The following is a 26,101-nucleotide window of genomic DNA, read 5'->3' on the forward strand; positions in this document are numbered from 1 at the left end:
GTATTTTATTTTTTGCTGTGAACAACTAAAAGCTGAATTTTCTTTTGGCTAGATGGATCGTTACCAATAAATACCGCTCTGTCTGCTGCAAAAGCTCGACTTGTATATTTATATCCTGCTAAGGTCCCCGAAGTACTAGAAATAAATCCTCCTAAATCAATTTTGAAATATTTATTAGTATTGTCCACTCCTGTCTCTACTATATCTTTTAAAGATTTGGTAATTGAAAAATCATAATATGCCTGATTTTTGTCAATATCATAAATTTTATACATTCCAAAATTGATCGAGCCACTAAGATTTAATAAATCTGTGGTAAAGGCTGTTGTTTCTTTGCCATTACTATCTAAATCTTTTTGAACAATGGTAAATGATCTTGGATTTATATATTGACTATTATAGTTTGCATAATTAACACTCCAAGTAGGATCAGTATAAATTCTGATTCTCGCTCCTATAATAGCAGATTTATCATTTTCATATAGCTCTTTCAATTTTTCAATTGTGGTCGTTGGAATTTTAATTCCAATTGAAGGACCACCCATTCCCTGTGTATACAATTTCTCGTCCCCTATTACTTTATTTCCAATAACAAAAGTTCCAAATTTTGCTCCTGTTCTGTCATATTCATAATGACCAATATGAGCATTTGCAGATCCCATGGTAAAATTATAAGTAGATTGTGGTCTTGTATTGGTACCGTTTTCGGTTTTATCATTCTTATAATACATGATCATTTCTATATCATCCGGACTAAACTGCAATAAATATCCATCACTTTCAGCTACAGAAATTCTTAATCCTTTAAAATATCTGATAAAATTAGAAGCATCTTTAAGGTCTGAAGAACTTGCTTTATCTACAATTTTAGTTTGGAAGAAAGTAGCACTTAAAGGAATTCTTATTCCTACTGCTGAAGAAGTATATATTGATGTTGCATCAGAATCTTTAGTAATAGTTACACTATTTACATTTCCATTAAATATTTTACTTCCTAGTTCAGATGAATAATATTTATAATTAGTATTTGAATATGCTATATCGTTCTGTCCATTTAAGAAATCTTCAACTTCATGTACTTTGATTGTAAATTGCGGAGTTGATCCGTTAATTTTAGCTTTACCATATTTATAAGCAGGATAAGTATTTACTACTTTTTTAGCAGCAACATTCCCATCTGGGGAAATATAATCTTCATCTGTTGTTGTGGTAAGTGAGTCCGTTGCATACGTTGGCTTTACAACTAAAACAACAGAATCTACAACCGCATTTGTTCCAAAATCTGGAGTATAAGCAGGCAAACGTACCTGTGTAAGATAAGATGCCCTTTGCATACCAAACTGACTTTCCGTAAAAGCACCTAGGACAGCTTTTCTTGTAGAATTATAAACATCAAACATATTTGATGCATCACTTCGGATACTGTCATTATTACTGATATTATAAGCAATAACATCATAAGAAGCCTCATCTCCCTGAGCTGCATCATTCAAAAATAATTGTTCTCCTAAATTATCTGTTTCTGGTTCACAATTGTATAATAATACACTTCCAAAAATCGCCATAAACAAAATGGCGAAAGTTCTTTTAATAATAGTCATTAAAATGTGTTTTTTAATAAAGTTGATTGATAGAATCTACATCAAGATACTCCGATTTTGATGTTTCTGTTTCGTTGAACGCTTTATCCAGTTCTTCATTTAAGAATTCGTCTCCTTTAACGATTGAATTCACATAGTTCATACTTTCAATGACAACATTCTGAGTCGTTGGATTTTCTAGTGCTTTTAAACCTGAAATATTATCAAACTTAAGTTTTTCATCCATATTGTTACTCAATACAGCATCTTTCTCATTGTATAAAGAAAGAACTATTTTAGCATCTTTGAAATATGTATCTGTTTCATAATAGGTTTTCAGATAAATAGGAACGAAAGAAGACATCCATCCGTTCAGGTGAACAACATCGGGAACCCAATTTAATTTTTTGATGGTTTCTATAACCCCTCTCGCAAAAAAGATTGCTCTCTCATCATTGTCATCAAAAGGATTTCCTTCATCATCAAAATAATATTGCTTTCTTTTAAAATACTCTTCGTTGTCTATAAAGTATACCTGAAGTCTTTCCCCAGGAAGAGAAGCTACTTTAATAATAAGTGGCTGATCTAGATCATTGATAATAATATTCATTCCTGAAAGACGAATAACCTCGTGAAGCTGAAACTTCCTTTCACTTATTTGTCCAAATCGTGGCATAAAAACTCTCACATCATTACCTTCTTGGTGCATCTTAAGTGCCATTTTGTTTACCACTGTTGCTAAATTTGTATCTTCCTGATAAGGGAACATTTCTGTGGTAATGTACAGTATCTTTTGATTCGGCATAAACTTCTATCTAATTTTTGTAAAAAATGCTTTAATGTGCAAAATTACAAAAAAACATCCAACATTATTTTAATTAACATTTTTTTACGATAATTCCCTTTTCCAAATTATCAAAACCAACAATATTATATGATATTTTTAGTATTTTTGAAATACTATTATAACAAACTATGGAAGTTTTAAAAAATAAAAAAACGCTTCAGGATTTCATTGAAAGACAGAAAGAAATGGGAAAAAGAATAGGCTTTGCTCCTACTATGGGAGCGTTGCATAAAGGCCACCTTTCTCTTTATGAAGAAGCCAGAAAAGAAAATGACCTTGTCATCTCTTCAATTTTCGTAAACCCTACCCAATTTAACAATTCTGAAGATCTTGAGAAATATCCAAGAGATATCAATCGTGATATTTTGATTCTGCAGAATTCAGGATTGGTAGATGCTGTTTATATTCCTGAAGTATCAGATATCTATCCTGAAAAGACAGAAAGCCAACATTATGATTTTGACGGACTGGAAAATGAAATGGAAGGAAAATCACGCCCCGGACATTTTGACGGGGTAGGAACAGTCGTAGAAGAACTTTTCAGACAGATCCAGCCCGATAACGCCTATTTTGGTGAAAAAGACTTCCAACAGCTAGCTATTATTAAAAAAATGGTTGAAAAGAAAAAACTTCCTATTCACATAAAAGGAGTTTCAATCTACAGAGCTGAAAACGGCTTGGCATTAAGTTCCAGAAACCAAAGATTACATGAAGATAGAAAAGAAGCGTCGAAAATTATTTACGAAACTTTAAAAAAGGTAAATGATTGGTTTAAAACGAATACAATATCTGAGATTAAAGAAAAGGTGCAGGATGTTTTTGATCATCAACAAGGTATGCAGTTAGAATATTTTTTAATTGCAGACGAAAAAACTTTAAAAGAAACTAATTCTGTTTACAATGACAGAATCTACAGAGCTTTCATTGTCGTTATTGTAGATGGAGTAAGACTCATTGACAACATGCATCTATCATAAAAATCTACTTGATAAATTTATTTTTTAATATAACCTGCGTTACTTTCTAAGTAGCGCTTTTTTATTCAATTTAAGTTTAAGACATTTTAATTTTAGTAATTAAAAACATCCCGCTGCTTACTGTATGTACATAAAAAAATCAAAGGCCTCTTGAGGAAGCCTTTGAAACACCAAATCACAAAATATTAATATGAAAAAAATTTACTTTTCAGTAAACTTGTGACCCGGCTGGGATTCGAACCCAGGACCCATACATTAAAAGTGTATTGCTCTACCAGCTGAGCTACCGAGTCGGTCACTTATCTACAAAGACATTTTAAAAATGTTTTTCGCTTTAAGCGGTGCAAAGATACAATATTTTTTGTTTTTGCAAAATTTATTTTTAAAAATCAAAGGCTTCTTGTGGAAGCCTTTGAAACACCAAATCACAAAATATTAATATGAAAAAAATTTACTTTTCAGTAAACTTGTGACCCGGCTGGGATTCGAACCCAGGACCCATACATTAAAAGTGTATTGCTCTACCAGCTGAGCTACCGAGTCGGCCACAATTGTAATGATAAATATAAAAATAATTCTAATAAATCATACCAATTATTTCAATTTTCTGCAGTGTGCCTGCGACTGGATTCGAACCAGCACATCCTTAGGAAACCACCCCCTCAAGATGGCGTGTCTACCAATTTCACCACGCAGGCAATAAAATTACAAAATCCAGTAATTTTCTTGCTTGTGACCCGGCTGGGATTCGAACCCAGGACCCATACATTAAAAGTGTATTGCTCTACCAGCTGAGCTACCGAGTCGGTCACTTTATTGTCGATTAACACTGTGATAATGTCTCTCGTTTTTAGTGGTGCAAAGATATGAGTTTTTTCTTTATCTCAAAACTTTTTCGCAAATTTGTTTAAAAAAAATTCATGATAATTTCACTTGTTGGATACATGGGAAGTGGCAAATCTCACATTTCCAAAATATTAAGCGAAAAACTAGATTTTAAATTAATTGACCTCGATAAAGAAATTTCACGGAGAAATAAATTAACGATCCCTGAAATCTTCGATAAAAAGGGAGAAATTTACTTTAGAAAGCTGGAAAGAGAAACTTTGGAAGAGATTTTAGCTTCTGAAGAAAATGTGATTTTAAGCCTTGGTGGAGGGACTCCGGTTTATTATAATAATATGGAAATTATTAATCATAACTCAAAAAGTGTTTTTTTGAGGGCTTCTGTAGTAACTTTATCTGAAAGGCTTTTAAAGCAAAAAGAAAAACGTCCTTTGATTGCAACTATTTCTGATGAAAATCTTGCTGAGTTTATAGCTAAGCATTTATTTGAAAGAAATGACTTTTACAATAAAGCACAAATCAATGTAATTACAGACGCACGAGAACCGGATGATATCGTTAATGAAATAATAGAAAAGCTCTATCTCTAGAGCTTTTTTGTTTTTAATCAATATTAATCTTCATTTTCTGAATCTCCTCCAGTTTCCCCAAAGAAGTCATCCCAATCTGTAAAATCTGCAGCAACATCATTTTCTACATAGTCATCCATATCTCGTCGGTCTTTCTTCGTTGGTCTTCCTTCTCCTTTGATTCGGTAATAATCCTGAGACATTTTACGCATTTTTAATAATTCATATTGATCGTTATCCGTCACATCTTTTATATGAAGCGGCACCAATTTCGCTCCTATTCTGCTTTTAGGGATCTGAATTACTTTAATTTTATAATCAATCTGATTTTTACGGATCTTGATCACATCGCCCTCCTTCACCTCTTTAGAAGACTTCACCACCGACTCACCAATAGAAACTCTGTTTTTTTTAATCTCCTCAGTAGCAATGGTTCGCGTCTTATAAAAACGAATGCTCCATAAAAATTTATCTATTCTCATATTTTTTTATACTTTTGTCGTTATATTATTTGTAAAGTAATTAAAAGTTTTTTTAAAAATGAAAAAAATATTTTTATATATCCTTGCGGGTGGACTATGCTTTTCTGCATGTAAAAAAGATGACGAAGATGATGCTTTTGTGGAACCTACTGATATCAATGTAAGAAATTCTTATGATGAACAGGCTATTCAAAAATTTATGGACGAAAATTATCTAGATACACAAGGAAATATAAAAGCTTTTAGTGAAACAGATACGACCGATGATAACTATAAAAAGCTCTCTGAACTTAATCCTATCAAGCTCCCATCTGGGGTTATTTATGTAATAAGAGATGGTGCTCAACCTTCACCTGGCGTTGCCATAGAAACAAATTCTAGCGCTAGTAATGCCACCCAAATCAAAACCATGATAAGAGCAAATTATTACCTTGCTACAAATACAGATGGAAATATTAATTTATCGTCCAGAGGTGCACTTTTCAATACAATCGACGGAAACGGGTCCCCCTTTACAGATCCTACTTTTTATTATGTGAAAAAATCGGTTTTAGATGCTGCAACAGTAGATGTTGCAAAACAAAGAAGCTATTACGAAATCGAAGGTTTTCAAGAGGGTTTAAAGCAATTCCGTGGATATGAAAACACTGCAAACGGAGCTCCATATAACTTACAGGGTGTAATTATAGTTCCATCAAAAGCTGCTTATGCAAGAGACAGTAACTACTACAATCTTCAGAATGCATGTTTTGTATTTAACTTTCAAATCTACGATGCCAAAACAAGGCCAGCAGACCAACAATAAAATAAAAAAGCGCTTCAAATTTGAAGCGCTTTTTTTTATTTATGTATTTTCTAAGATCTTGCTTTTTGTTTTACATTCCCTAAGATATCCGGGAAGTAAAGATCTGCTAAGTGATCAAATTCATCTCCTCTCATAAACATGGTGGCATCAACCTCTTCGTAAGAACTTCTTCCTGCCGCAGCAATCAATTCATTACAGGTATGAAGTGTATTTTTATGGAAATGATACACTCTTTCTGCTTTATCAGTTACATCAAGGCCTTTAATCAGCATTTTATCCTGTGTAGCAACACCTGTCGGACAATTATTCGAGTTACATCTTAGCGCCTGAATACAACCCAACGAGAACATAAATCCTCTTGCATTATTACACATATCTGCTCCCATTGCAATAGCTCTCAAAATATCCAAACTCGTTAACACTTTTCCACTCGCAATAACTCTTAATTTATTTCTTAAATTATAGTTCTTAAGTGTTCTGTTAACAAAAATCAAAGCAGGTTCTAAAGGCATCCCTACTCCATCTGAGAATTCCGGTGGTGCTGCTCCGGTACCTCCTTCAGCTCCGTCAATAGTTATAAAATCAGGATAAATTTTCAGTACATTCATCTGAACGCATACGTCTTCAAACTCTTTAGTATCTCCTATACAAAGTTTAAATCCTACAGGTTTCCCCCCTGAAAGTTCTCTTAAATGTTGTACAAATCTCAAAAGGCCTGCCGCATCAGAAAAAGCACTATGAGAGGGCGGAGAAATGACTGTAATTCCTGGCGTGACGTGGCGTATTTTTGCAATTTCCGGAGTATTTTTCACCCCTGGTAAAACTCCGCCATGACCTGGTTTTGCTCCTTGAGATAATTTGATTTCAACCATTTTCACATTAGGCATGGTTGAATATTTTTTAAATAATTCAGGGTTAAATTTCCCTTCTTCATCACGACATCCGAAATATCCTGTTCCGATTTGCCAGCACAGATCTCCTCCTTCCAAGTGATGCGGAGAAATCCCCCCTTCACCCGTATTGTGATAGAAATTGCCTTTTTTGGCGCCTCTGTTCAAGGAAATTTGCGCTCTATCACTCAATGCTCCGAAACTCATTGCAGAAATATTGAATAAAGAAGCATGATAAGGCTGTCTACACTGCTCACCTCCTACCCAAACTCTTGGAAGTTCTTCTTTTGGAGATTTGGCATAAATGGAATGTTTTATTCCTTCATATTTTCTATGATTGACTTCAAGTTGGGTCCCGAAAGCTACGGTATCACTTAAGTTTTTAGCTCGTCTATAGACTGCTGAACGCTGGTTTCTGGGAAACGGTTTCCCATCTGTTTCCCTTTCTATGAAATATTGCTGCATTTCGGGTGAAATACTTTCGAAAAAGTATCTGAAGTACCCCAAAACAGGGAAGTTCCTTAGAATAGCATGTTTTGACTGATAAGCATTGTAAACTCCCAATGCATAAATTGCGGATAACAGCGTAGGTATCCAATAGTGTGCTCTTATTAGTATTGCCACAATCCACGTAGCAACAACTAATACAATCCCCCAAGATAAAAACTTATCTCTCATGAATGTCGTATTTAAAGTTAAAAATAAATTTAGTGGAAATTTCGCAAAGAGACTATGCTTTTGCTAAAAAACTTTCGTAGGAAGATTGCACAGAAACCGTGCCATCTGACAGGATTTTTTCTAAATTTAGAAATTCGATCTGATTTACAGAAGCCTGATCAAAGTCCTTTTGAACTCTCACATAGTTTTCTGTAAAGCCAAACATTTTGCCGTCTTTATTTTCATGCTCCCAAAGAACCGGAAGCGTTTTCCCTAATTGGGTTTGGTAAAATGCCATCTTTTTCTTTTCAGATAAGATTCTCAGCATTTTATTTCGCTTTTTTCTTTCAGGAATCGGAACTACACCTTCCATTCCTACCGCTTCAGTATTTTCTCTTTCAGAATAAGTAAACACGTGAAGATAAGTAATAGGAAGCTCATTAAGGAAATTATAAGTTTCCATAAACCTTTCTTCCGTTTCTCCAGGGAAACCGACTATTACATCCACACCAATAGCAGCATTAGGCATTACCTCACGGATTTTGTTTACTCTATCATTATAAAGCTTCGTCAGATAACGACGCTTCATTTTTTTCAATAAGTCATCACTTCCGGATTGCAACGGAATATGAAAATGTGGAACAAAACTTTTGCTTTTAGAAACCAGTTCAATACTTTCATCTCTCAAAAGATTAGGTTCAATAGAAGAAATACGGATTCTTTCGATCCCTTCGACCTGATCTAATTCTGAAATTAGATCTAAAAAAGTATGTTCGTGTCTTTTGTTTCCGAATTCGCCTTTTCCATAATCACCGATATTCACACCTGTAAGAACAATTTCTTTGATGTCTCTCGCTGCGATTTCTTTGGCATTCTTTAAAACATTTTCGATGGTGTCTGAACGGGAAATCCCTCTTGCTAAAGGAATTGTACAGTACGTACATTTGTAATCACAACCATCCTGAACTTTCAGAAAAGCTCTGGTTCTGTCACCAATGGAATAGCTTCCGATAAAGAAATCAGTTTCTTCAATTTCACAAGAATGAACAATACCTTCGCTTTCAGATTTTTCTAAATCGTCAAGATAGCTTAAAATGTTGAATTTTTCTTTGGCTCCTAAAACCAAATCAACGCCTTCAATCTGTGAAATTTCTTCAGGTTTCAATTGCGCATAGCATCCAACAATAACCACCAATCCTTCAGGATTGGCTTTCATAGCTCTTTTCACGTGAAGTTTACATTCACGATCAGCATTTTCAGTGACTGAACAGGTATTGATTACATAAACATTCGCCTTCTCATCAAAACTCACCTTGTCATAACCGGCACCTGTTAATTGACGGGCAATAGTAGATGTTTCCGCAAAATTTAATTTGCAGCCAAGGGTGTGAAATGCGGCAGTTCTTTGAAAAGTTGACATTTATGTACTCCTGATTTTTGTGGATGCAAAGATAGTAATTTTAATATGATTTTTAAATTGATTCAATCTATTGCTTAAATTCGTCTCTCACTTCTGGGCTATTTTGATAACAAACAGGCGAAGAATTGGAATTAAAATCATTTTCAGGAAATTTATTTTTCATTTCAGTATTAAATTCCTGAGACTTATTTCTTGCGATAGAAAGTGTATTCCAGTTATCATTTTTCATCATTTTAGCAATGTATATGATTTGTCCTACATGATAAGGGTAATGCGCCAACTGACGGAAAACAGCATCAATTACCGAATGGGCTTCATTTCTTATATAAATCGTTGAATATAAATTTTCATCATTAATTTGATTCAAAGCATCGAAAAGACATTTCCAGCCTTTTTCCCAATACTCTAAAACCTCAGCTTTTGATTTAAAAGTATTCACAAATTCTTCGTCACGATTTCTCCAAGGTTTTTCGCCGTCTTCTGTTAAGAAATTCGTCCATCTCGACAGCATATTTCCTGCAATGTGCTTCACAATAACAGCAATTGAATTACTCTCTTCATTGAACTGCCAAAAAATCTGCTCATCAGAAAGCTGTTCAAATGATTGATCACCAAGTATTTTATAATATTCAAAACGTTTTATGAATAGATCTTTCATACATATTAATTTGAATATCTAATTTAAAGATTTTACAATAAAAAAACCGCCACTTTCATGACGGTTTTATAATTTTTAAGTTAATTTATTTTCTGTTTTTTACCATTACCCATCCTGTGTATTTAACAGGAGTATTTTGTTTACCAGGTTCATTCCATGTTATGGAATACCAGTAATTTCCTGTTGAAACAGGTTTATTACCCGCAGTTCCGTCCCATTTATAATTATTAAACTTATCCGCCTGGAAAATTTTATTTCCATATCTGTCATAAATATTAAAGACCAGATTCTGTTTACCTGCCAATGCTGAGTAATCAATCACATCATTGATACCGTCTCCGTTTGGCGTAATGGCATTAATTAAATTCGGAACAACAATAGCAACATCTACAGGCTCACAATTATAAGCGTCTTTCACGTAAATGGTATGATCTCCTCTTTTAATATTTGTAAAGACATTAGAATCCTGCCAATTAATATTATCCATTGAATATTTATATGGAGATGTCCCTCCTGTCACATTTATAGTAACGGTTGTATTAGAAATATCAATACTTACTACTACAGGTTCTTCGGCTGCGTGTACTTTTACGGTTTGCGTAGCAATACATTCGCCTGATTTCAGTTTTACCCAATACGTTCCTACACTTACGTTGGAAATAGACTGTGTAGTCGCTCCTGTACTCCATTCATATCCGTCAAACCCAGATCCTGCATCAAGAGTGGTTTTATCTTCAATACATATTGTTTTATCTTTTAAAACTGATGAGTACACCGCAGGAATGATCGACAATGTTATTTTCGCAATACCATAACAGCCATTGCCATCTATTACTTTTACGTAGGCCGCACCTTCTGCCGAAATGTAAGCTAAAGGAGTCAGTATTTCATTGGTTCCATTGATCGCGTTGGCTACAGAGGCATAATATTTTTTAGTAACACTTGTTTGTGTAGTTACCGATACAGTAGTTAGATTAAAAGATGCCATTTTAGGATTATCTTCTGATGCACAAGCTCTTAAAGAAACATCATTCACAATCACTTCCGGGTAAAACTTGAGAGTAATCACAGCTACAGCAGAACAACCCTGCGATGTTTTTATCGACGCATATACCACACCTTCTGCTGACAAGTATTGGTTAGGCGTTGTAATCGGTGATGTTCCGGCATTCAGATCAGCCATCGTCTGATAATATTTAATCGTAACACTCGATCCGGTGAACACATTGGCAGTTGTCAGATCAAATGTTCCTTTCCCTGATTTATAATTGTTACAAGCATATATTGTAGCATTATTCCCCGTTATTCCTCCTATTTTAAATTTAAACGCGCCGGTCTGCCTACAGAAGTTGATCGGATTATTCGGATTTGCAGGGTCTAAATAATGTATACTATAATAGTAAGTCATGGTTGTATAAACCAATTGAGGCACTAAAATAGGATTAGCCCCGGAAAGAGCATCATTCTGAGAAGTATGATAAGTGATCACAAAATTAGGATTCCCATTAAGAATTCCCGCGGTTAATGTACTGAAATCAAAAACGGCAGGACTTGCACAGATTAAAATTTCTCGAGGATCATTTGGATTTGCCGCAGGAGTTCCTGGTGGAGTAAATGGATGCGGCTGCAAAAGAGGATCTGTAAAAGGAGAAGCCAAAGTAGCTGTTCCGCCCCAGGTTAAAGAAAATGGAGCAACAGTTGTACTTCCCGCTCCTACCCAGTTATCAATATAAAGATAATAGGTCTGTCCGGCTATAACGTCCATATACATACAGTAAGGCGTAGTTGAGCCTCCTGCTGCACTCGTAAGCGTACTGGTCATATTTAACCCTGTATTTGCACCTACTCCAATTACAGTAGCTGCATTACACCGGATAGGAGATCCCAAATTTCCACAAGTGGCATTAGGTCCGTAGATTGCCCAGTCATAATCTGCTCCCGGATCATTGGGAACCAGATCAAAAGTAAGGGTTCCGCTGGTAGCGATCGTAAGTTTATACCAAATTGAATTATGCTCACCCGTTGTCAAACAGCCTCCTAAGGTTTCATTCACGTTACCTATTCCTGTAGGACTGTAGGTAATACTCGAATTTCCACAAACCGACAACGCAGTAGAACAATCTGCCTGAGAAAAATAAACTTGTGATAATAATAAAAGAAATAGTAGTAGAGTTTTTTTCATTATCCAGTGGTTATTAAATTTTTAAAGCACATCAAATATAACAATTTAAACTTATAACAACAAAAGATAAGAAAAGTAAAATATTTAATTATAAAAAATTAAAATAATTAAATAAATGAAAACGAATAAACAAAAACTATTTTATACTCGTAATATTACCACACATATTTTCAAGGTGGAAAATTTTATGAAAAGGACTTTTCACTTCATTTAAATGCTCCCTGTCTTGAATAAAGGTATATCTCGAAGCCAGAGAATTCATATCCGAGACAATGACCAGCCAACATTCATCAACTGTACTGTCATAATACGGGAATTTCTCGTTTTTCTTCTCTATTAATTCCAGGATTTTTTCAGAACAAAGCTCATCAAACAGGCTCATGCTGTATTCATAAGTGATGAAAACATTTCTGCGGTGAAAAGATTTCCGTACACTTTTTACCACACCAAACGGCTTACCTTTTTTAATACTTTTATAAATATTCTGAATAATTTCTTCCTGATGCTCCAGAGAATCTAACTTAATGTTTGGGTAGAATTCTAAAAAATAAACACCACGATGCTTCGTAGTGTCTTCTTGTTCCAGTAATATTTCTGTCTGACGGAAAATTTTATTTAAACTGCTTTCAACCTTTTTCATTTCAAGATGATTGATCACCTCTGTAAGCTCTATTCCTATCTTTTTGTCGTTAAGTTTAGCGATAAAGTCTGGACTCTCACAGGTAAGATTTTCAAATTGTACTTCCGGAAAATGGTGCATAAATGAATTCAGCAATAAAATCTCGGCCTTCTTTTTATATTTTTCACGATCATGCAAAGGAGACTCATCGATCTTACGGTGATACTTCTCCATCGGCTTTTTTTTCAAATGTCGGTTCAGATAATATAAGCTCAGATTTTTAATTAAATCTTCATCAGAAAATGCCTTTTTCATGTGCTTATGATTTTATTGTTATGGAACACATAAAACTTCCTGTTTCAGTTCTTGAAGTTTTGATTATCAAAAAATTACACTTAAAGGTAAGCAAAAAAACAATTCAAAAAATGCTTTTAAAAATAATTTCTCTTATAATTAATATAAAGTTTATTTTCATAATCAATACCTTTGCCCTTTCAATTATAAAACTGTGATTTATGGATTTTAAGAATTTTAAAATACCCTACAGCATCAATCCCCAATACTCTAAAAAAGTTGCCTATTTTTCAATGGAATTTGCCATTGAGCAGGTGTTAAAGATATATTCAGGAGGTCTCGGATTTTTGGCAGGTTCTCATATGAGAAGCGCTTACAACCTAAAACAGGATCTTATCGGAATCGGTATTCTTTGGAAATTCGGATACTACGATCAGGCAAGAAACCATGATCAGACCTTACAGCCAACATGGACAAGAAAAATGTACAGCTTCCTTGAAGATACCGGAATAAAATTTCAGATTGAAATACACAGTGCTCCGGTTTGGGTAAAAGTCTGGTACCTGGATCCTGAAATTTTCAATACGGCTCCCATGTTTTTCTTATCAACAGATGTTCCGGAGAATGATCACATTTCAAAAACCATTTGCCACAAACTTTATGACGCTAATGAATCTACAAAATTAGCGCAGTACATTTTGCTTGGTAAAGGCGGAGCAAGATTGCTGGATGAAATGAATATCGAAAGAGAAACTTATCATCTTAATGAAGCTCACGGACTTCCTGCTGCATTCCATTTATTAAAAAAATACAACGGAGACCTGAATAAAGTAAAGGAAAAACTGGTTTTCACCACCCATACTCCGGAAGAAGCCGGAAATGAAAAGCACAATCTGAAATTATGCTATGATATGTCTTATTTCTCAGGATTGAGCATGGAAGAAGTGAAAAAAATAGAAGGTGCAGATGACGATCGCTTCAATCACTCTCTTTGTGCTTTGAAAATGGCAAAAATTGCCAACGGAGTTTCACAGCTTCATGGCGTAGTTTCCAGAGCAATGTGGAGCAAATATCCGGGAATTTGCGAAATTACTTCGATTACTAATGCGCAGGAATTCAAATACTGGTCAGACAAACCGCTTTATAATTCAAAAGATGAAAACGACGAGACTGTTTTTGATTATCGTAAAAAACATCTGAAGAAAAGATTATTCAAAATCGTAGCAGATCAGACTGGGAATTTATTCAATCCGAATATATTTACCATTGTCTGGGCAAGAAGATTTGCAGGTTACAAACGTGCCGATTTGCTTTTGCATGACAAAGAGAGATTATACAGATTATTGAATCATCCTAAATATCCGATTCAGATTATCTGGGCGGGAAAACCTTACCCAATGGATTATTCTGCGATTTCTACGTTTAATTCTTTAGTAGAAGAAAGCAAAAATCACAAAAGTATGGCAGTTCTTACGGGCTATGAACTATCATTAAGCAAATCCTTAAAACAAGGTTCTGATCTTTGGTTAAACAATCCGAGAGTTCCGAGAGAAGCTTCAGGAACTTCAGGAATGACGGCAGCAATGAACGGTTCTGTCAATTTATCTACAGATGACGGATGGATCCCTGAATTTGCAAAACATGGTGAAAATTCATTTGTAGTTCCAAAAGCTGATTACCAGAATATGAGTGTTTACGAACAGGATACTTATGATCTGAACAAACTATATGAAATCCTGGAAAACGAAATTCTTCCTACTTATTACGAAAAGCCTAATGTATGGAGAAAAATTCAGCATAATGCAATGAATGACGTGAAAGATCAGTTCAACAGCGATAGAATGGCTGATGAATATTACAAAGTGCTTTACAACTATAACGGGTAAAGTTTAAATTAAAGATTACTTTATCCTAAAAAACAAAATCGGTCTGAAAAATTTCAGACCGATTTTGTTTTTGTTTGTTAATCAATTTTTCTTTTTGTGAGGTACTTTTAAACCTTTTTCTCTGGCTTCAGAAATACCTATGGCTATTGCCTGTTTTCTGCTCGTCACTTTTTCCCCGGAAGAAGATTTCAGCTTTCCTTCCTTGAATTCGTGCATTACTTTTCCTACTTTGTCCTGAGCTTTTTCTGAATATTTTGTCTTGCTCATGATATATTTCTTTTAAGATTTAGGCAGGGCAACCCCTATTTCGTAAACGCATGCATGCTTCAAATACTTTGAACGCTCTCTGGAAGTCACCGATTCTAAATGATTATTCTTCAACACAATAATCGGATCTTCCGTATTTTCTATTTCAAAATTGGCGAAATATCTTTCGTCAGGACTTGTTTTATCATTACTTGCTTTTATCTTTTGCAGCTCATCCGCATATTGTCTGAACCCCGGATCTGATGAATGAATGAATTTATACTCATCACCTGCTTCTACATAATAATGAAGTTTTTTCTCGATCAGATTGGCTTCATCACAAATCTCGGGATTGTCATTTCCGTCTTTAAAACCTACTTCTACCAATGTTCCTCCTTTCTTCTGTGCACATTGCTCAGCATCATCATAACTGGAAAATCCTGTGTATACAATTTGATTTTCTAAAACATATCGGTTCAGCTTTTGGTTAAATGCATTCGTTTCCATAATTATTATTGATTTGATTATATATTCATTACATTCAATTTTGTTGCCAAAATCCTTGTTTTAATTTGCTTTTTTCTGCATTTATAAAATTATTATATTTGAAATCTTTAAAATTAGAAATGAAAAAATTCTTACTCACGCTTACAATTGCTGCTGCATTTCAAAATATATCAGCACAGGAAATCACTTTAGATAAAATATATTCAGGATATTACCGCGGAAAAGGCATTGCCGGAATCACCTCTATGAAGAACGGTGAAAATTATCTGGTGATCGAACAGGGCGGAATCGCTAAATATTCTTATAAAACGTCTCAAAAAGAAGTAAATATCGTAGACGGAAATTTTGAAAGCTATGAGTTTTCTGATGATGAGTCTAAAATTCTATTGCAAAAAGAGAGTCAGCCTATTTACAGACATTCTTTTTTAGGAACATTTGATGTAAAAGATCTAAAATCCGGGAAAACAATTTCTTTGAACAACGGAAAACCAGTTCAGGAGCCGAGATTCTCTCCGGATGCAACAAAAGTGGCGTTCATTGTTGATAATAATATTTTTTATCAGGATTTAAATTCAGGGAAAATAACTCAGGTTACAGAAAACGGGGTTAAAAGTAAAATATTAAATGGTCTTGCAGACTGGGTATACGAAGAGGAATTCGGGCACGCAAGATTATATGAATGGACCAAAAATTCCAATGCGATCGTTTTCGTAGAATCTGTTGAAGAAGATGTTCCGGAAATTTATATTCCAATCTATGGAAAAACGCTTTATCCAAGCGAAATGCGTTATAAATATCCTAAAGCGGGAGAAAAAAACTCTGTAGTTTCTGCTCACATTTATCTTTTGGATAGCGGTAAAAAATCAAAAATAAATCTTGCCAACTTTAAGAATTATTATATTCCGAACGTTATTCAGACGGCAAAACCTGACGAAATTGTATTGATTACTTCTGAAAGAACTCAAAACGCTTCAGATATTTTAAAAGTCAATACAAAAACAGGAGAAGCAAAAAAACTTTTCACGGAGACCGATGAAAAATGGATCGATACGGATAATGTAACGTTAGAATTTTTAGATGACAACAGTTTCCTTTGGGGATCTGAAAGAGATGGAAACCGTCACTTGTATTGGTACGATCAGGAAGGAAAACTAAAAAAACAGGTTACAAAAGGAAATTGGGAGGTAACTGATTACTATGGTTACAATCCAAAATCAAAGGAAATCTACGTTCAAACTACGGAAAAAGGAAGTATCAACAAAGTGGTTTCTAAAGTCAATATTGAAAACGGAAAAACCCAGTTGATTTCAAATACAGAGGGAAATAACTCCGCGAACTTCAGTAAAAACTACAATTACTTCATTGAAACTTCTTCTACTGCAGCAAAACCTTACACATTCGTTCTTAAAGACGGAAACGGTAAAGTGGTAAAAGAACTTCAGAATAATGATGCGCAGCTTCAAAAATTAAAGACCGATAATTTCGTTGAAAAAGAATTTATCACCATTCCGAATGAAGCCGGAGATCAGATGAATGCATGGATCATTAAGCCTAAAAACTTTGATAAAAACAAAAAATATCCATTGTTCATGTTTCAATATTCAGGACCGGGTTCTCAGCAGGTTGCCAACTCTTGGGACAACGGAAACGGAATCTGGTTTGAAATGCTAGCGCAAAAAGGCTATATCATAGCTTGTGTTGACGGACGTGGAACGGGGTATAAAGGGGCTAAATTCAAAAAGGTGACTTATATGAATTTAGGAAAATATGAAATTGAAGATCAGATTACCGCTGCAAAATGGTTCGGAAATCAATCCTATATTGATAAATCAAGAATCGGAATTTTCGGATGGAGCTTTGGTGGATATATGGCAAGTTTAGCAATGACTAAAGGAGCGGATGTTTTCAAAACAGGAATCGCTGTTGCACCGGTAACCAACTGGAGATATTATGATTCTGTTTACACAGAAAGATTTTTAAGAACTCCACAGGAAAACCCTGACGGATATGATAAAAATTCACCGACTGAATATGCGAATCTTTTAAAAGGTAAATTCCTGTTAATCCACGGAACGGCAGATGATAACGTACATTTCCAAAATTCTATGGAATTCTCAGAAGCTTTGATTCAAAACAAAAAACAATTTGAATTCATGGCGTATCCTGATAAAAACCATGGTATCTATGGTGGACAGACAAGACCTCAGTTATATCAGAAAATGACTGATTTTATTTTGGAGAATTTGTAAACATGATTCATCATTAAGAAAGCCTTATATATTGAGATTCTTTCTTCGTCAGAATGACAAATATTGTGTTTTTAAGCATAAATATAAAAATCCCTCTCGGCTGTGAGAGGGATTTTTATATTTATTTCATTAATCAATTATTCAAAATTCAATTAATTTTATCAATTAAAATTAAAAACCTATTTTTGGGAAATTTGAAATTTTCAACTATGAAGACTAAACATCCTAAAGGGTTGCCTTTCCTCTTCTTCACTGAAATGTGGGAACGTTTCGGGTATTATTTAATTCTCGGAATTTTTGTATTGTACGTAATTGAACCAACAGGTTTAAAAGGAGGACTTGGACTTCCTGACAAAACTGCAGACGATATTTTTGGAACTTATATTGCCTTGACTTATCTGACCCCTTTCATCGGTGGATTTCTAGCAGACAGAGTTTTAGGCTATATCAAATCGATTTATTTAGGAGGAATTCTAATGGCAGCCGGATATATCGGGATGGGTATCTTCAAAGATCTTACTTTGTTTTACAGTTCTTTAGCTTTAATTATCATCGGAAACGGTTTTTTTAAACCCACTATTTCTACATTGCTTGGAAATCTGTATTCCGAAGAACCTTATAAAGCCAATAAAGATTCCGGATACAATATTTTCTACATGGGAATTAATATCGGAGCGTTTATCTGTAACATTATTGCTGCTTTCATGAGAAATAAATTCGGTTGGGGTGAAGCTTTCATTACGGCCGGAGTTGGGATGTTAATCGGTATGGTTATTTTTACGATCGGCAGAAAACATTATATTCATGCTGCTCAAATGAAACCTGTACAGGAAGGTGACACAAAGCTTTCTGAAATTTTGATTAAAGTTTTCGTCCCGGCAATTATCGCGGGAGTTATTGGATGGTTTATCCCTAAAAATATTTTTGGAAGTGATAGTACGGATGCCTTTATTTTTGCGTGTATTCCTGTTATTTACTTTTATGCCTCCCTTTATTTCAAAGCAAAACCTGAAGAAAAATCATCTATTGGAGCTTTGTTATCGGTATTTTTGATCAGTATGTTCTTCTGGGCAGTGTTCAAACAAAACGGAACAGCCTTGACTAGGTGGGCCAATTATTATACGGACAGAAGTGTTCCGGCATCACTGGAAAAGCCCTTGGAAGGAATTTATATGGTGGAAGGAAAAAGTTATGAAAATAAAGAAGTTCCTGTATATGACGACCAATTCCAGTCACAAAAAGATAAAGACGGAAACACGATTAAAGTACAAGGAAAAGATGTTTATTTTAAAAACATTTCTCCTGAACAACGTGCTCAATTAGAGAAAAACCCGGAAACAAAAACTTATTTATATAACACTGAATTATTCCAATCTATCAATCCGTTTTGGGTAATTGCTTTAACACCTCTTGTCGTAGGATTTTGGGCATTATTAAGACGAAAAGGAAAAGAACCTTTAACTCCGACAAAAATCGTTTTAGGGCTTTTCATTTCGGGATTGTCTTGTTTGGTAATGGTTTTGGCAGTCTGGGCCGGAGACAATGGAGCTGTAAAAGTTTCACCTTGGTGGCTGGTTGCAAGTTACGGAGTTATTACAGTCGGAGAATTATGCCTTTCTCCGATGGGATTATCTTTCGTTTCCAAATTGTCTCCTGCGAGAATTACAGCCTTGATGATGGGAGGCTTTTTCTTAGCAAACTCTGTCGGAAACAAGCTTTCAGGAATTTTAGCGAGTACATGGTATAACTATGACAATAAGATGAATTATTTTCTGGTAAACTTCGCTTTATTAATATTTGCTACACTTTTAGGCTTATCAATGTTAAAAAGATTAAACAAAATTATGAAAGAAAAAGGGCATTAATCCTCCTTTATAATAAAGAAAATAAAGCTGCAGAGTTATTCTGCAGCTTTTTTATTTAAATATAAAATTAAAACCTTGCCGAAAACACAAAAAAAACTATATTTGTCAGTCTTAACAAAAATTAACAATAAAAAATGGATAATACTGAAGCATTAAGTCCGAAACCGGATGAATTTGTAGAGAATAAGAATTCCAGACATCCAAAAGGATTATGGGTTCTGTTCGGAACAGAAATGTGGGAGCGTTTCAACTTTTATGGGATGAGAGCATTGCTTACCTTATTTATGGTAAACTCGCTTTTGATGAAGGAGGCAGATGCTTCAATTATTTACGGAGGTTTCCTTGCTCTTTGTTATCTTACTCCAATGTTAGGTGGTTTTATCGCCGACAGATTCTTAGGAAACAGATATTGTATCCTTCTTGGAGGTACTTTAATGGCGATCGGACAGTTCTTGTTATTCATCAGTGCAAGTACATTCGGATCTAGCGTAGGAACAGCCACTACAATCATGTGGACTGCTTTGGGAATCATTATTTTCGGTAATGGATTCTTCAAACCAAACATTTCTTCAATGGTTGGAAGTCTTTATCCAAAACAGGAAAAATCTAAACTAGACTCTGCATTTACAATCTTCTATATGGGGATCAACTTAGGAGCTTTTCTGGGTCAGTTGATTTGTCCATTAATTGGAGACGTAAAATCTGCAGACGGAATCAGAGATATCCATGCTTTCAAATGGGGATTCTTAGCGGCTTCTATCGCTATGATGGTAGGAACAATCACATTCTTAATTCTTAAAAACAAATATGTTGTAACACCGACTGGAAGACCAATCGGAGGTTTACCAAAACATAATACTTCAGAAGACTTTGAAGAAGGGGAAGCACAAACTGCAAAATTCTCTACAGCTTCAGTTGGAATTGCAGCTGTATTATTTGTAATTCTGGGTTCATTATTTCATTTTGCTCTAGGGCAGAATGTAATCTATTCATTGGTTTACGCGAGTGGTATCTCATTGGCCTATTTAATTATGTCTGATTCTTCTTTAACTAAAATTGAAAGAGACAGAATCTGGGTAATCTATATCGTTTCATTCTTCGTAATCTTCTTCTGGGCAGCATTTGAACAGGCAGGTTCATCTTTGACGTTCATCGCAGACAACCAGACAGACAGACATTTCTTCGGATGGAATATGCCACCTTCAATGGTGCAGATCTTCAACGGAATCTTCGTTGTAGCTTTAGCCGTACCTTTCAGTATCCTTTGGGATAAATTGAGAAACAGAGGAAAAGAGCCTGTATCTCCATTCAAACAAGCATTAGGATTAGCCTTGATCGCTGTTTCATATTTCATCATTGCACACAACGTAAAAGATCTTGGTAACCATGGCCTTTTAGCTGTAAAATGGTTAATCTTATTATATTTCATCCAGACTTGCGGTGAGCTTTGTTTATCTCCGATCGGATTGTCATTGGTAGGAAAATTAGCTCCAAAAAGATTTGCTTCATTACTATACGGAGTATTCTTCATCGCAAACGCAGCTGGATATGCATTGGCCGGAACTTTAGGTTCTATCTTGCCTGCAACGGGTGATAAATTCGAAGCTGCTCAGAAAATCGGAGTAAATCTTCAGGATGTACTGGATAAAAAAGTAGTTTTAACGAATGATCAGGTAGCTGCTTTCGAAAAAGCGCAATTACCTTTACAGAACCCAACTTTTGCAGGATTTGAAATCCACAACTTATTCGAATTCTTTATGGTATTCGTGGTTCTTTGTGGTATTGCCGCTGTAATCCTTGCTCTAATTTCACCATTCTTAAAGAAAATGATGCACGGTGTAAACTAATCCGCATCAAATAAAATACAACTAAAACCTCTGCTAAGTCAGAGGTTTTTTTTATTTTCGTATGTTCTTATCAAAACGATAATTATTGGCAAATCATTCAATAATTAAATGAATTGCTTGAACTTCTTAATTAAAAAATAATCATATACTTATTATGAGCAAAACTCTAGAAGAAATACAAAATTTCGAAGGAAAATACCCTAGGCAAATCTGGAGCCTTTTCTTCTCTGAAATGTGGGAACGTTTCTGTTTCTACGGAATGAGAGGAATGTTGGTTTTCTTTATGATCTCACAACTTAATTTTCATGAAAGTGAAGCCAATCTTCAATACGGAGCCACACAGGCTTTCGTGTATGCTTTCACTTTTGTTGGCGGGCTTTTCGCTGATAAGATCTTAGGTTTCAGAAAATCTCTTTTCTGGGGCGGACTTTTAATGATTGTCGGAAGTTTAATTCTGGCAGCAGATCCTCACAAATTTTTCTTTCTGGGAATTGCATTTACCGTGGTAGGAACAGGTTTCTTTAAGCCTAATATCTCTTCAATGGTTGGACAGCTTTACAAACCAAACGATTCAAGAGCAGATGCAGGTTTTTCACTTTTCTATGCTGGAATCAATCTTGGAGCGTTACTCGGTGGATACTTATGCATTGCCATTGGAAAAGGAGAACTTTTTGCCAGTATTATTCCTGAAGAATTAAGATGGCACTTAGCATTCGGATTTGCAGCAATTGTAATGGTAATAAGTTTAATCAATTTTGTATTTACCCAAAGAAGTCTAGGAACAATCGGGCTTCAGCCAGGACATCCTGATAATGAAGTAAAATCCACTCCTATTCCAAAATGGAAAGAATACGGAACATACGTCTTATCATTAATCTTCGTTCCGATTATCATGATCATGGTAGCCAAAACCGAGTACACAGATTATTTCATGTGGACGATCGGACCATTGACTTTGATTTATCTATTTTATGAAATGACAAAAGTAACGCCTTCAGAACGTAAGAAACTTTGGGCTGCTTTAGTATTTATTTTATTCTCAATTTTATTCTGGGGAATTTATGAACAAAGTGGAGGTTCGTTAAGTATTTTCGCAGCGAAAAATCTTAATAAAGATCTTCTTGGCCTAGATCCGAATGGAGTAAACAATTCAGGAGGTGCATTCTTCATTATTTTCCTTGCACCACTCATCGGATTGCTTTGGATTTGGCTGAATAAAAGAAAAATTGAACCTAATACCATCATTAAATTCGGTTTAGGATTTATTTTCTTAGGATTAGGATATTATATTTTATTTGCTACAAGACTTTTTGCAGACCTTCAGGGAGTTACTTCTTTGAATTTCTTCACCATAGCTTTACTGGTCATTACCTTAGGAGAACTATGTCTCTCTCCTATCGGACTCTCTATTATGACGAAGCTTTCCACAAAAAACCTTCAGGGTATGATGATGGGAATGTGGTTTCTGGCTTCCGCTTACGGGCAATATGTTGCAGGAATTATTGGAGCAGGCTTAGCAACTGCCAAAGAAGGATCTACCAACTATGACGCTCTTATCACTTATACCGATGGATATAAACAATTAGGTTTATACGCTGTAATTGCCGGAGTGGTATTAATTTTGATTTCCCCATTCGTGAAAAAATTAATGCAGGATGTAAAATAGATAAGTAAATACTTACTTTTACTTAAATAACAAATCATGAAAAAAATTATTAGTATAATCTGTTTGTTTTTGTTGACTTTCAACTTTGCACAGGTAAAATGGATGACCATTGAAGAAGCTTTAAAAGCCCAGAAAGAAAATCCAAAAAAAATCTTGATCGACTTTTATGCAGACTGGTGTGGTCCGTGTAAGATCATGGATAAAAAAACCTACGGACATCAGGTTATTGCTGATATTATCAATCAAAATTATTATCCCGTAAAATTTAATGCGGAAGAAAAAAAATCGATTGAAATTTTTGACAGAACATTTTCAAACCCAAATACCGAAGTAAAAAAAGGCAGAAATTCTTTACACGAATTTACCCAGTATATGAATGTAGGAGCTGTTCCAAGTACTGTATTTCTGGATGAAAACGGAGGACCAATCACTATTTTGCAAGGTGAATTGTCTGCGAAAGAACTGGAACCTTATTTGGAATTTATTTCAAAGGATATGTTCAAAAAAATCCGTTCAAGGGAACAATGGGAAGATTATCAGAAAAAATTCAAATCAAAAATAAAAGATTGATCAAAAACTTTGGGATACATGATTCATCATTCATGGTTTTAAAATTTAATCTAAAAAAATATCAGAGAGACTTTCAATTTTTTTGGAAGTCTTTTTTATTTTCCCGAAATTCGAACCTTTGTTTTTTCATTCAAAATCTCGAAGCTCCATCTCGAAACCTGAAAAATGAATCTCGAAACTTCTATAGAATATGTTAAAGGTATCGGTCCTGAAAAAGCCAAACTCATCAAAAATGTGTTAGGAATTTCAACCGTGGAAGATCTGTTAGACTTCTACCCTCTTCGTTATCTGGATAAAAGTAAAGTTCATAAAATTTCTCAGCTTAAAAATGTGAGTACAGATGTTCAGCTAAAAGGAAAAATCACAAGCATTCAGGAAATACAGACCGGAAAAATAAAAAGGCTTTCCGCGAAATTTAATGATGATACCGGTTCTATGGATTTGGTATGGTTTCAATATTCTAAATGGCTGAAAGAGCAGATTCCCGTCAATAAGGAAATTTATATTTTTGGAAAGATCAATGTTTTTAATAATCAATTTTCGATGCCGCATCCGGAAATTGAGGTTGAAGAAAAAAAAGAAAGCGACAATCGTCTAAGACCCATTTATCCAAGTTCGGAAAAACTGACCAAAAGAGGATTGAATCAAAAATTCTTTCAAACTGTTTTAAAGAATATCTGTAAAGAAATTCCCAATCTGATCGAAGAAAATATGCCTGAATACATGATGAAACATTTTAAGTTTTTATCAAGACAACATACTTATCTGAACATCCATTTTCCAAAAGATATAGAACATTTTGAAAAAGCCAATTATAGGTTAAAATTTGAAGAATCGTTCTTCTTTCAGTTGGGTTACGCTTTAAAAAAACTTCATCATAAAACACAGTCACATGGAAATCCTTTTCCGATCGTAGGAGATTTTTTCACGGGTTTTTATGCGAACAATCTTCCGTTTGATCTTACAGGAGCGCAAAAAAGAGTGCTTAAAGAAATTCGTCAGGATATGAAGAAACCGATCCAGATGAACAGACTTTTGCAAGGCGATGTAGGTTCCGGAAAAACAATGGTTGCTTTACTGACGATGCTGATTGCAATGGACAACGGCTTTCAAAGCTGTATGATGGCTCCTACTGAAATTCTCGCTCAACAGCATTACAATGGGATCAAAGATCTTCTGATCGGAACTGATATCAACGTACGTCTTCTGACAGGTTCCACAAAAGCATCCGAAAGAAAAATAATTCATGAGCAACTGGAAAACGGAGAACTTTCTATTTTAATAGGAACCCACGCTGTTTTGGAAGACAAAGTAAAGTTTAAAAATCTGGGATTAGCCATTATCGATGAACAGCACAGATTCGGGGTTGCACAACGTGCAAAACTCTGGGCTAAAAATAAAATTCCACCACATATTCTGGTGATGACCGCAACACCTATTCCCAGAACATTAGCCATGAGCTTTTATTCTGATCTGGATGTTTCTGTGATCGATGAAATGCCGGTTGGAAGAAAGCCTATTATAACAGCTCACCGACGCGAAAAAGACAGAGCCTACGTTTATAACTTTTGCAGAGAGGAAATTCAAAAAGGACGACAGGTCTATTTTGTTTATCCTTTAATTGAAGAATCTGAAACTTTAGATTATAAAAATTTGATGGTAGGATTGGAAAATGTAATGGATAATTTTCCAAAATACAATGTGACGATGCTTCACGGAAAAATGAAGCCCGATGAAAAAGATGCTGCTATGAGTTATTTTGCATCAGGAAAAGCAGAAATTATGGTGGCAACAACCGTGATTGAAGTAGGGGTAAATGTTCCGAATGCTTCTGTAATGGTCATTGAAAGTGCAGAAAGGTTTGGTTTATCACAGCTCCATCAATTGCGTGGCCGCGTGGGTCGTGGTGCAGAACAAAGCTATTGTATTCTGATGACTTCCGATAAGCTGTCTTCTGACAGCAGAACCCGTATTAAAACGATGACGGAAACCAATGATGGTTTTAAAATATCAGAGGTCGATATGAAGCTTCGCGGTCCCGGAGATATTTTGGGAACCCAGCAAAGTGGTGTTGTAGATTTTAAAAGGCTGGATCTCATTGAAGATTCAGCAATTATAAAATTGACGAAAAAAACTGTCGATAAAATTCTTGAAAACGATCCTCTTCTTACCCGAGCAGATAATCAATTGATCAAAAATTATTATTTAAGATATTACAGAGGAAAAAATAAATGGAGCAAGATTTCATAAAAAAGTCGTGAAAAAAAAATTTCCACGACTTTTAAAAACTGTTATTTAAGAAGAAATTGAAAGGCAAATAAAAAACAAAATGAATTGAGTTTCCAAATATTATTATAAAAACCAACTATTTGAGCTAAGAGAAAGGATTCTTTTAACTGTTTGAGTTTTCATGATTGTACCGTTTTATTTAAAGATCTT

20 protein-coding genes and 4 tRNA genes are annotated in these 26,101 nt (G+C 34.8%); 10 read left to right on the top strand and 14 right to left on the bottom strand.

Annotation, left to right across the window (positions count from 1 at the left end; all coding sequences use genetic code 11):
• Positions 1 to 5: 5 nt before the first annotated feature.
• Together JI747_RS15510 and JI747_RS15515 are read right to left on the bottom strand one after the other, a co-directional pair.
• Positions 6 to 1,601 (bottom strand): DUF4270 family protein, encoded by a 1,596-nt coding sequence (locus JI747_RS15510; RefSeq protein ID WP_225689797.1) that lies wholly within the window; start codon positions 1,599 to 1,601, stop codon positions 6 to 8.
• 13 nt (positions 1,602 to 1,614) lie between these two features.
• Positions 1,615 to 2,385: a glycogen/starch synthase gene (locus JI747_RS15515; protein WP_225689798.1), complete on the bottom strand. Its 771-nt coding sequence runs from the start codon at positions 2,383 to 2,385 to the stop codon at positions 1,615 to 1,617.
• A 170-nt stretch (positions 2,386 to 2,555) separates the two neighbouring features.
• Between JI747_RS15515 and panC the strand changes: the two genes are divergently transcribed.
• Entirely contained in the window at positions 2,556 to 3,404 is an 849-nt protein-coding gene (gene panC / locus JI747_RS15520; protein ID WP_225689799.1) for a pantoate--beta-alanine ligase, read from the top strand.
• A gap of 220 nt (positions 3,405 to 3,624) precedes the next feature.
• On the opposite strand, the gene JI747_RS15525 is transcribed toward panC, so the two are convergent.
• The 4 genes from JI747_RS15525 to JI747_RS15540 all read right to left on the bottom strand — a co-directional run bounded on the left by JI747_RS15525 (position 3,625) and on the right by JI747_RS15540 (position 4,210).
• Positions 3,625 to 3,697 (bottom strand) — tRNA-Lys (locus JI747_RS15525).
• A 177-nt stretch (positions 3,698 to 3,874) separates the two neighbouring features.
• Positions 3,875 to 3,947 (bottom strand) — tRNA-Lys (locus JI747_RS15530).
• Positions 3,948 to 4,019: 72 nt separating this feature from the next.
• Positions 4,020 to 4,102: transfer RNA gene (locus tag JI747_RS15535), tRNA-Leu, on the bottom strand.
• Positions 4,103 to 4,137: 35 nt separating this feature from the next.
• A tRNA-Lys gene (locus tag JI747_RS15540) sits at positions 4,138 to 4,210 on the bottom strand.
• A 114-nt stretch (positions 4,211 to 4,324) separates the two neighbouring features.
• On the opposite strand from JI747_RS15540, the gene JI747_RS15545 reads away from it, so the two are divergent.
• Positions 4,325 to 4,840 (top strand): shikimate kinase, encoded by a 516-nt coding sequence (locus JI747_RS15545; RefSeq protein WP_225689800.1) that lies wholly within the window; start codon positions 4,325 to 4,327, stop codon positions 4,838 to 4,840.
• Positions 4,841 to 4,863: 23 nt separating this feature from the next.
• Here the strand turns inward: JI747_RS15545 and JI747_RS15550 are convergent, their stop codons facing one another.
• The gene (locus JI747_RS15550) at positions 4,864 to 5,301 is read right to left on the bottom strand and encodes an RNA-binding S4 domain-containing protein (RefSeq protein ID WP_225689801.1); all 438 of its coding nucleotides are present in this window, start codon (positions 5,299 to 5,301) and stop codon (positions 4,864 to 4,866) included.
• Between the two features lie 139 nt (positions 5,302 to 5,440).
• Here JI747_RS15550 and JI747_RS15555 point away from each other — a divergent pair, with 139 nt between their 5' ends.
• The gene (locus JI747_RS15555) at positions 5,441 to 6,106 is read left to right on the top strand and encodes a hypothetical protein (protein WP_317197629.1); all 666 of its coding nucleotides are present in this window, start codon (positions 5,441 to 5,443) and stop codon (positions 6,104 to 6,106) included.
• Positions 6,107 to 6,156: 50 nt separating this feature from the next.
• Here the strand turns inward: JI747_RS15555 and JI747_RS15560 are convergent, their stop codons facing one another.
• The 5 genes from JI747_RS15560 to JI747_RS15580 all read right to left on the bottom strand — a co-directional run bounded on the left by JI747_RS15560 (position 6,157) and on the right by JI747_RS15580 (position 12,847).
• Positions 6,157 to 7,674 (bottom strand): FMN-binding glutamate synthase family protein, encoded by a 1,518-nt coding sequence (locus tag JI747_RS15560; RefSeq protein WP_225689803.1) that lies wholly within the window; start codon positions 7,672 to 7,674, stop codon positions 6,157 to 6,159.
• A gap of 52 nt (positions 7,675 to 7,726) precedes the next feature.
• Positions 7,727 to 9,073: a tRNA (N(6)-L-threonylcarbamoyladenosine(37)-C(2))-methylthiotransferase MtaB gene (gene mtaB, locus JI747_RS15565; protein ID WP_225689804.1), complete on the bottom strand. Its 1,347-nt coding sequence runs from the start codon at positions 9,071 to 9,073 to the stop codon at positions 7,727 to 7,729.
• Positions 9,074 to 9,140: 67 nt separating this feature from the next.
• Complete coding sequence (locus tag JI747_RS15570; RefSeq protein WP_225689805.1) at positions 9,141 to 9,731, bottom strand: DUF1572 domain-containing protein; 591 nt, start codon at positions 9,729 to 9,731, stop codon at positions 9,141 to 9,143.
• Between the two features lie 85 nt (positions 9,732 to 9,816).
• Positions 9,817 to 11,913 carry a T9SS type B sorting domain-containing protein gene (locus JI747_RS15575; RefSeq protein ID WP_225689806.1) on the bottom strand — a complete coding sequence of 699 codons (2,097 nt, stop codon included), beginning with the start codon at positions 11,911 to 11,913 and terminating at the stop codon, positions 9,817 to 9,819.
• Between the two features lie 136 nt (positions 11,914 to 12,049).
• Entirely contained in the window at positions 12,050 to 12,847 is a 798-nt protein-coding gene (locus tag JI747_RS15580) for a hypothetical protein (RefSeq protein WP_225689807.1), read from the bottom strand.
• A gap of 200 nt (positions 12,848 to 13,047) precedes the next feature.
• Here JI747_RS15580 and glgP point away from each other — a divergent pair, with 200 nt between their 5' ends.
• Positions 13,048 to 14,712 carry an alpha-glucan family phosphorylase gene (glgP, locus tag JI747_RS15585; protein ID WP_225689808.1) on the top strand — a complete coding sequence of 555 codons (1,665 nt, stop codon included), beginning with the start codon at positions 13,048 to 13,050 and terminating at the stop codon, positions 14,710 to 14,712.
• 81 nt (positions 14,713 to 14,793) lie between these two features.
• On the opposite strand, the gene JI747_RS15590 is transcribed toward glgP, so the two are convergent.
• Both JI747_RS15590 and JI747_RS15595 read right to left on the bottom strand, forming a co-directional pair.
• The gene (locus tag JI747_RS15590; protein WP_225689809.1) at positions 14,794 to 14,979 is read right to left on the bottom strand and encodes a DUF6496 domain-containing protein; all 186 of its coding nucleotides are present in this window, start codon (positions 14,977 to 14,979) and stop codon (positions 14,794 to 14,796) included.
• Positions 14,980 to 14,991: 12 nt separating this feature from the next.
• On the bottom strand, positions 14,992 to 15,465 hold the full coding sequence (locus JI747_RS15595; protein ID WP_225689810.1) for a hypothetical protein: 474 nt from the start codon (positions 15,463 to 15,465) through the stop codon (positions 14,992 to 14,994).
• Between the two features lie 119 nt (positions 15,466 to 15,584).
• Here JI747_RS15595 and JI747_RS15600 point away from each other — a divergent pair, with 119 nt between their 5' ends.
• The 6 genes from JI747_RS15600 (at position 15,585) to recG (ending at position 25,912) form a co-directional block, all read left to right on the top strand.
• Positions 15,585 to 17,714 (top strand): S9 family peptidase, encoded by a 2,130-nt coding sequence (locus JI747_RS15600; protein ID WP_225689811.1) that lies wholly within the window; start codon positions 15,585 to 15,587, stop codon positions 17,712 to 17,714.
• Between the two features lie 209 nt (positions 17,715 to 17,923).
• The gene (locus JI747_RS15605) at positions 17,924 to 19,579 is read left to right on the top strand and encodes a peptide MFS transporter (protein ID WP_225689812.1); all 1,656 of its coding nucleotides are present in this window, start codon (positions 17,924 to 17,926) and stop codon (positions 19,577 to 19,579) included.
• A 134-nt stretch (positions 19,580 to 19,713) separates the two neighbouring features.
• A complete protein-coding gene (locus JI747_RS15610; RefSeq protein ID WP_225689813.1) occupies positions 19,714 to 21,426 on the top strand; it encodes a peptide MFS transporter in 1,713 nt (570 codons plus the stop codon).
• Positions 21,427 to 21,580: 154 nt separating this feature from the next.
• Complete coding sequence (locus tag JI747_RS15615) at positions 21,581 to 23,092, top strand: peptide MFS transporter (RefSeq protein ID WP_225689814.1); 1,512 nt, start codon at positions 21,581 to 21,583, stop codon at positions 23,090 to 23,092.
• Between the two features lie 36 nt (positions 23,093 to 23,128).
• The gene (locus tag JI747_RS15620; protein WP_225689815.1) at positions 23,129 to 23,662 is read left to right on the top strand and encodes a thioredoxin family protein; all 534 of its coding nucleotides are present in this window, start codon (positions 23,129 to 23,131) and stop codon (positions 23,660 to 23,662) included.
• A gap of 165 nt (positions 23,663 to 23,827) precedes the next feature.
• Positions 23,828 to 25,912, top strand: coding sequence for an ATP-dependent DNA helicase RecG (recG, locus tag JI747_RS15625; protein ID WP_225689816.1), 2,085 nt, complete (start codon positions 23,828 to 23,830; stop codon positions 25,910 to 25,912).
• The last annotated feature ends 189 nt before the right edge of the window (positions 25,913 to 26,101 follow it).

Source organism: Chryseobacterium tagetis (assembly GCF_016735585.2).
Taxonomy (GTDB): domain Bacteria; phylum Bacteroidota; class Bacteroidia; order Flavobacteriales; family Weeksellaceae; genus Chryseobacterium; species Chryseobacterium tagetis.

Bases quoted from the DNA above. Each gene is read 5' to 3' on its own strand.
- JI747_RS15560 (WP_225689803.1), bottom strand. From the start codon at position 7,674: ATGAGAGATAAGTTTTTATCTTGGGGGATTGTATTAGTTGTTGCTACG.
- JI747_RS15575 (WP_225689806.1), bottom strand. From the start codon at position 11,913: ATGAAAAAAACTCTACTACTATTTCTTTTATTATTATCACAAGTTTAT.
- JI747_RS15600 (WP_225689811.1), top strand. From the start codon at position 15,585: ATGAAAAAATTCTTACTCACGCTTACAATTGCTGCTGCATTTCAAAAT.
- JI747_RS15510 (WP_225689797.1), bottom strand. From the start codon at position 1,601: ATGACTATTATTAAAAGAACTTTCGCCATTTTGTTTATGGCGATTTTT.
- recG (WP_225689816.1), top strand. From the start codon at position 23,828: ATGAATCTCGAAACTTCTATAGAATATGTTAAAGGTATCGGTCCTGAA.
- JI747_RS15595 (WP_225689810.1), bottom strand. From the start codon at position 15,465: ATGGAAACGAATGCATTTAACCAAAAGCTGAACCGATATGTTTTAGAA.
- JI747_RS15605 (WP_225689812.1), top strand. From the start codon at position 17,924: ATGAAGACTAAACATCCTAAAGGGTTGCCTTTCCTCTTCTTCACTGAA.
- JI747_RS15515 (WP_225689798.1), bottom strand. From the start codon at position 2,385: ATGCCGAATCAAAAGATACTGTACATTACCACAGAAATGTTCCCTTAT.
- JI747_RS15570 (WP_225689805.1), bottom strand. From the start codon at position 9,731: ATGAAAGATCTATTCATAAAACGTTTTGAATATTATAAAATACTTGGT.
- JI747_RS15545 (WP_225689800.1), top strand. From the start codon at position 4,325: ATGATAATTTCACTTGTTGGATACATGGGAAGTGGCAAATCTCACATT.
- JI747_RS15620 (WP_225689815.1), top strand. From the start codon at position 23,129: ATGAAAAAAATTATTAGTATAATCTGTTTGTTTTTGTTGACTTTCAAC.
- JI747_RS15580 (WP_225689807.1), bottom strand. From the start codon at position 12,847: ATGAAAAAGGCATTTTCTGATGAAGATTTAATTAAAAATCTGAGCTTA.
- glgP (WP_225689808.1), top strand. From the start codon at position 13,048: ATGGATTTTAAGAATTTTAAAATACCCTACAGCATCAATCCCCAATAC.
- JI747_RS15610 (WP_225689813.1), top strand. From the start codon at position 19,714: ATGGATAATACTGAAGCATTAAGTCCGAAACCGGATGAATTTGTAGAG.
- JI747_RS15590 (WP_225689809.1), bottom strand. From the start codon at position 14,979: ATGAGCAAGACAAAATATTCAGAAAAAGCTCAGGACAAAGTAGGAAAA.
- JI747_RS15615 (WP_225689814.1), top strand. From the start codon at position 21,581: ATGAGCAAAACTCTAGAAGAAATACAAAATTTCGAAGGAAAATACCCT.
- mtaB (WP_225689804.1), bottom strand. From the start codon at position 9,073: ATGTCAACTTTTCAAAGAACTGCCGCATTTCACACCCTTGGCTGCAAA.
- panC (WP_225689799.1), top strand. From the start codon at position 2,556: ATGGAAGTTTTAAAAAATAAAAAAACGCTTCAGGATTTCATTGAAAGA.
- JI747_RS15550 (WP_225689801.1), bottom strand. From the start codon at position 5,301: ATGAGAATAGATAAATTTTTATGGAGCATTCGTTTTTATAAGACGCGA.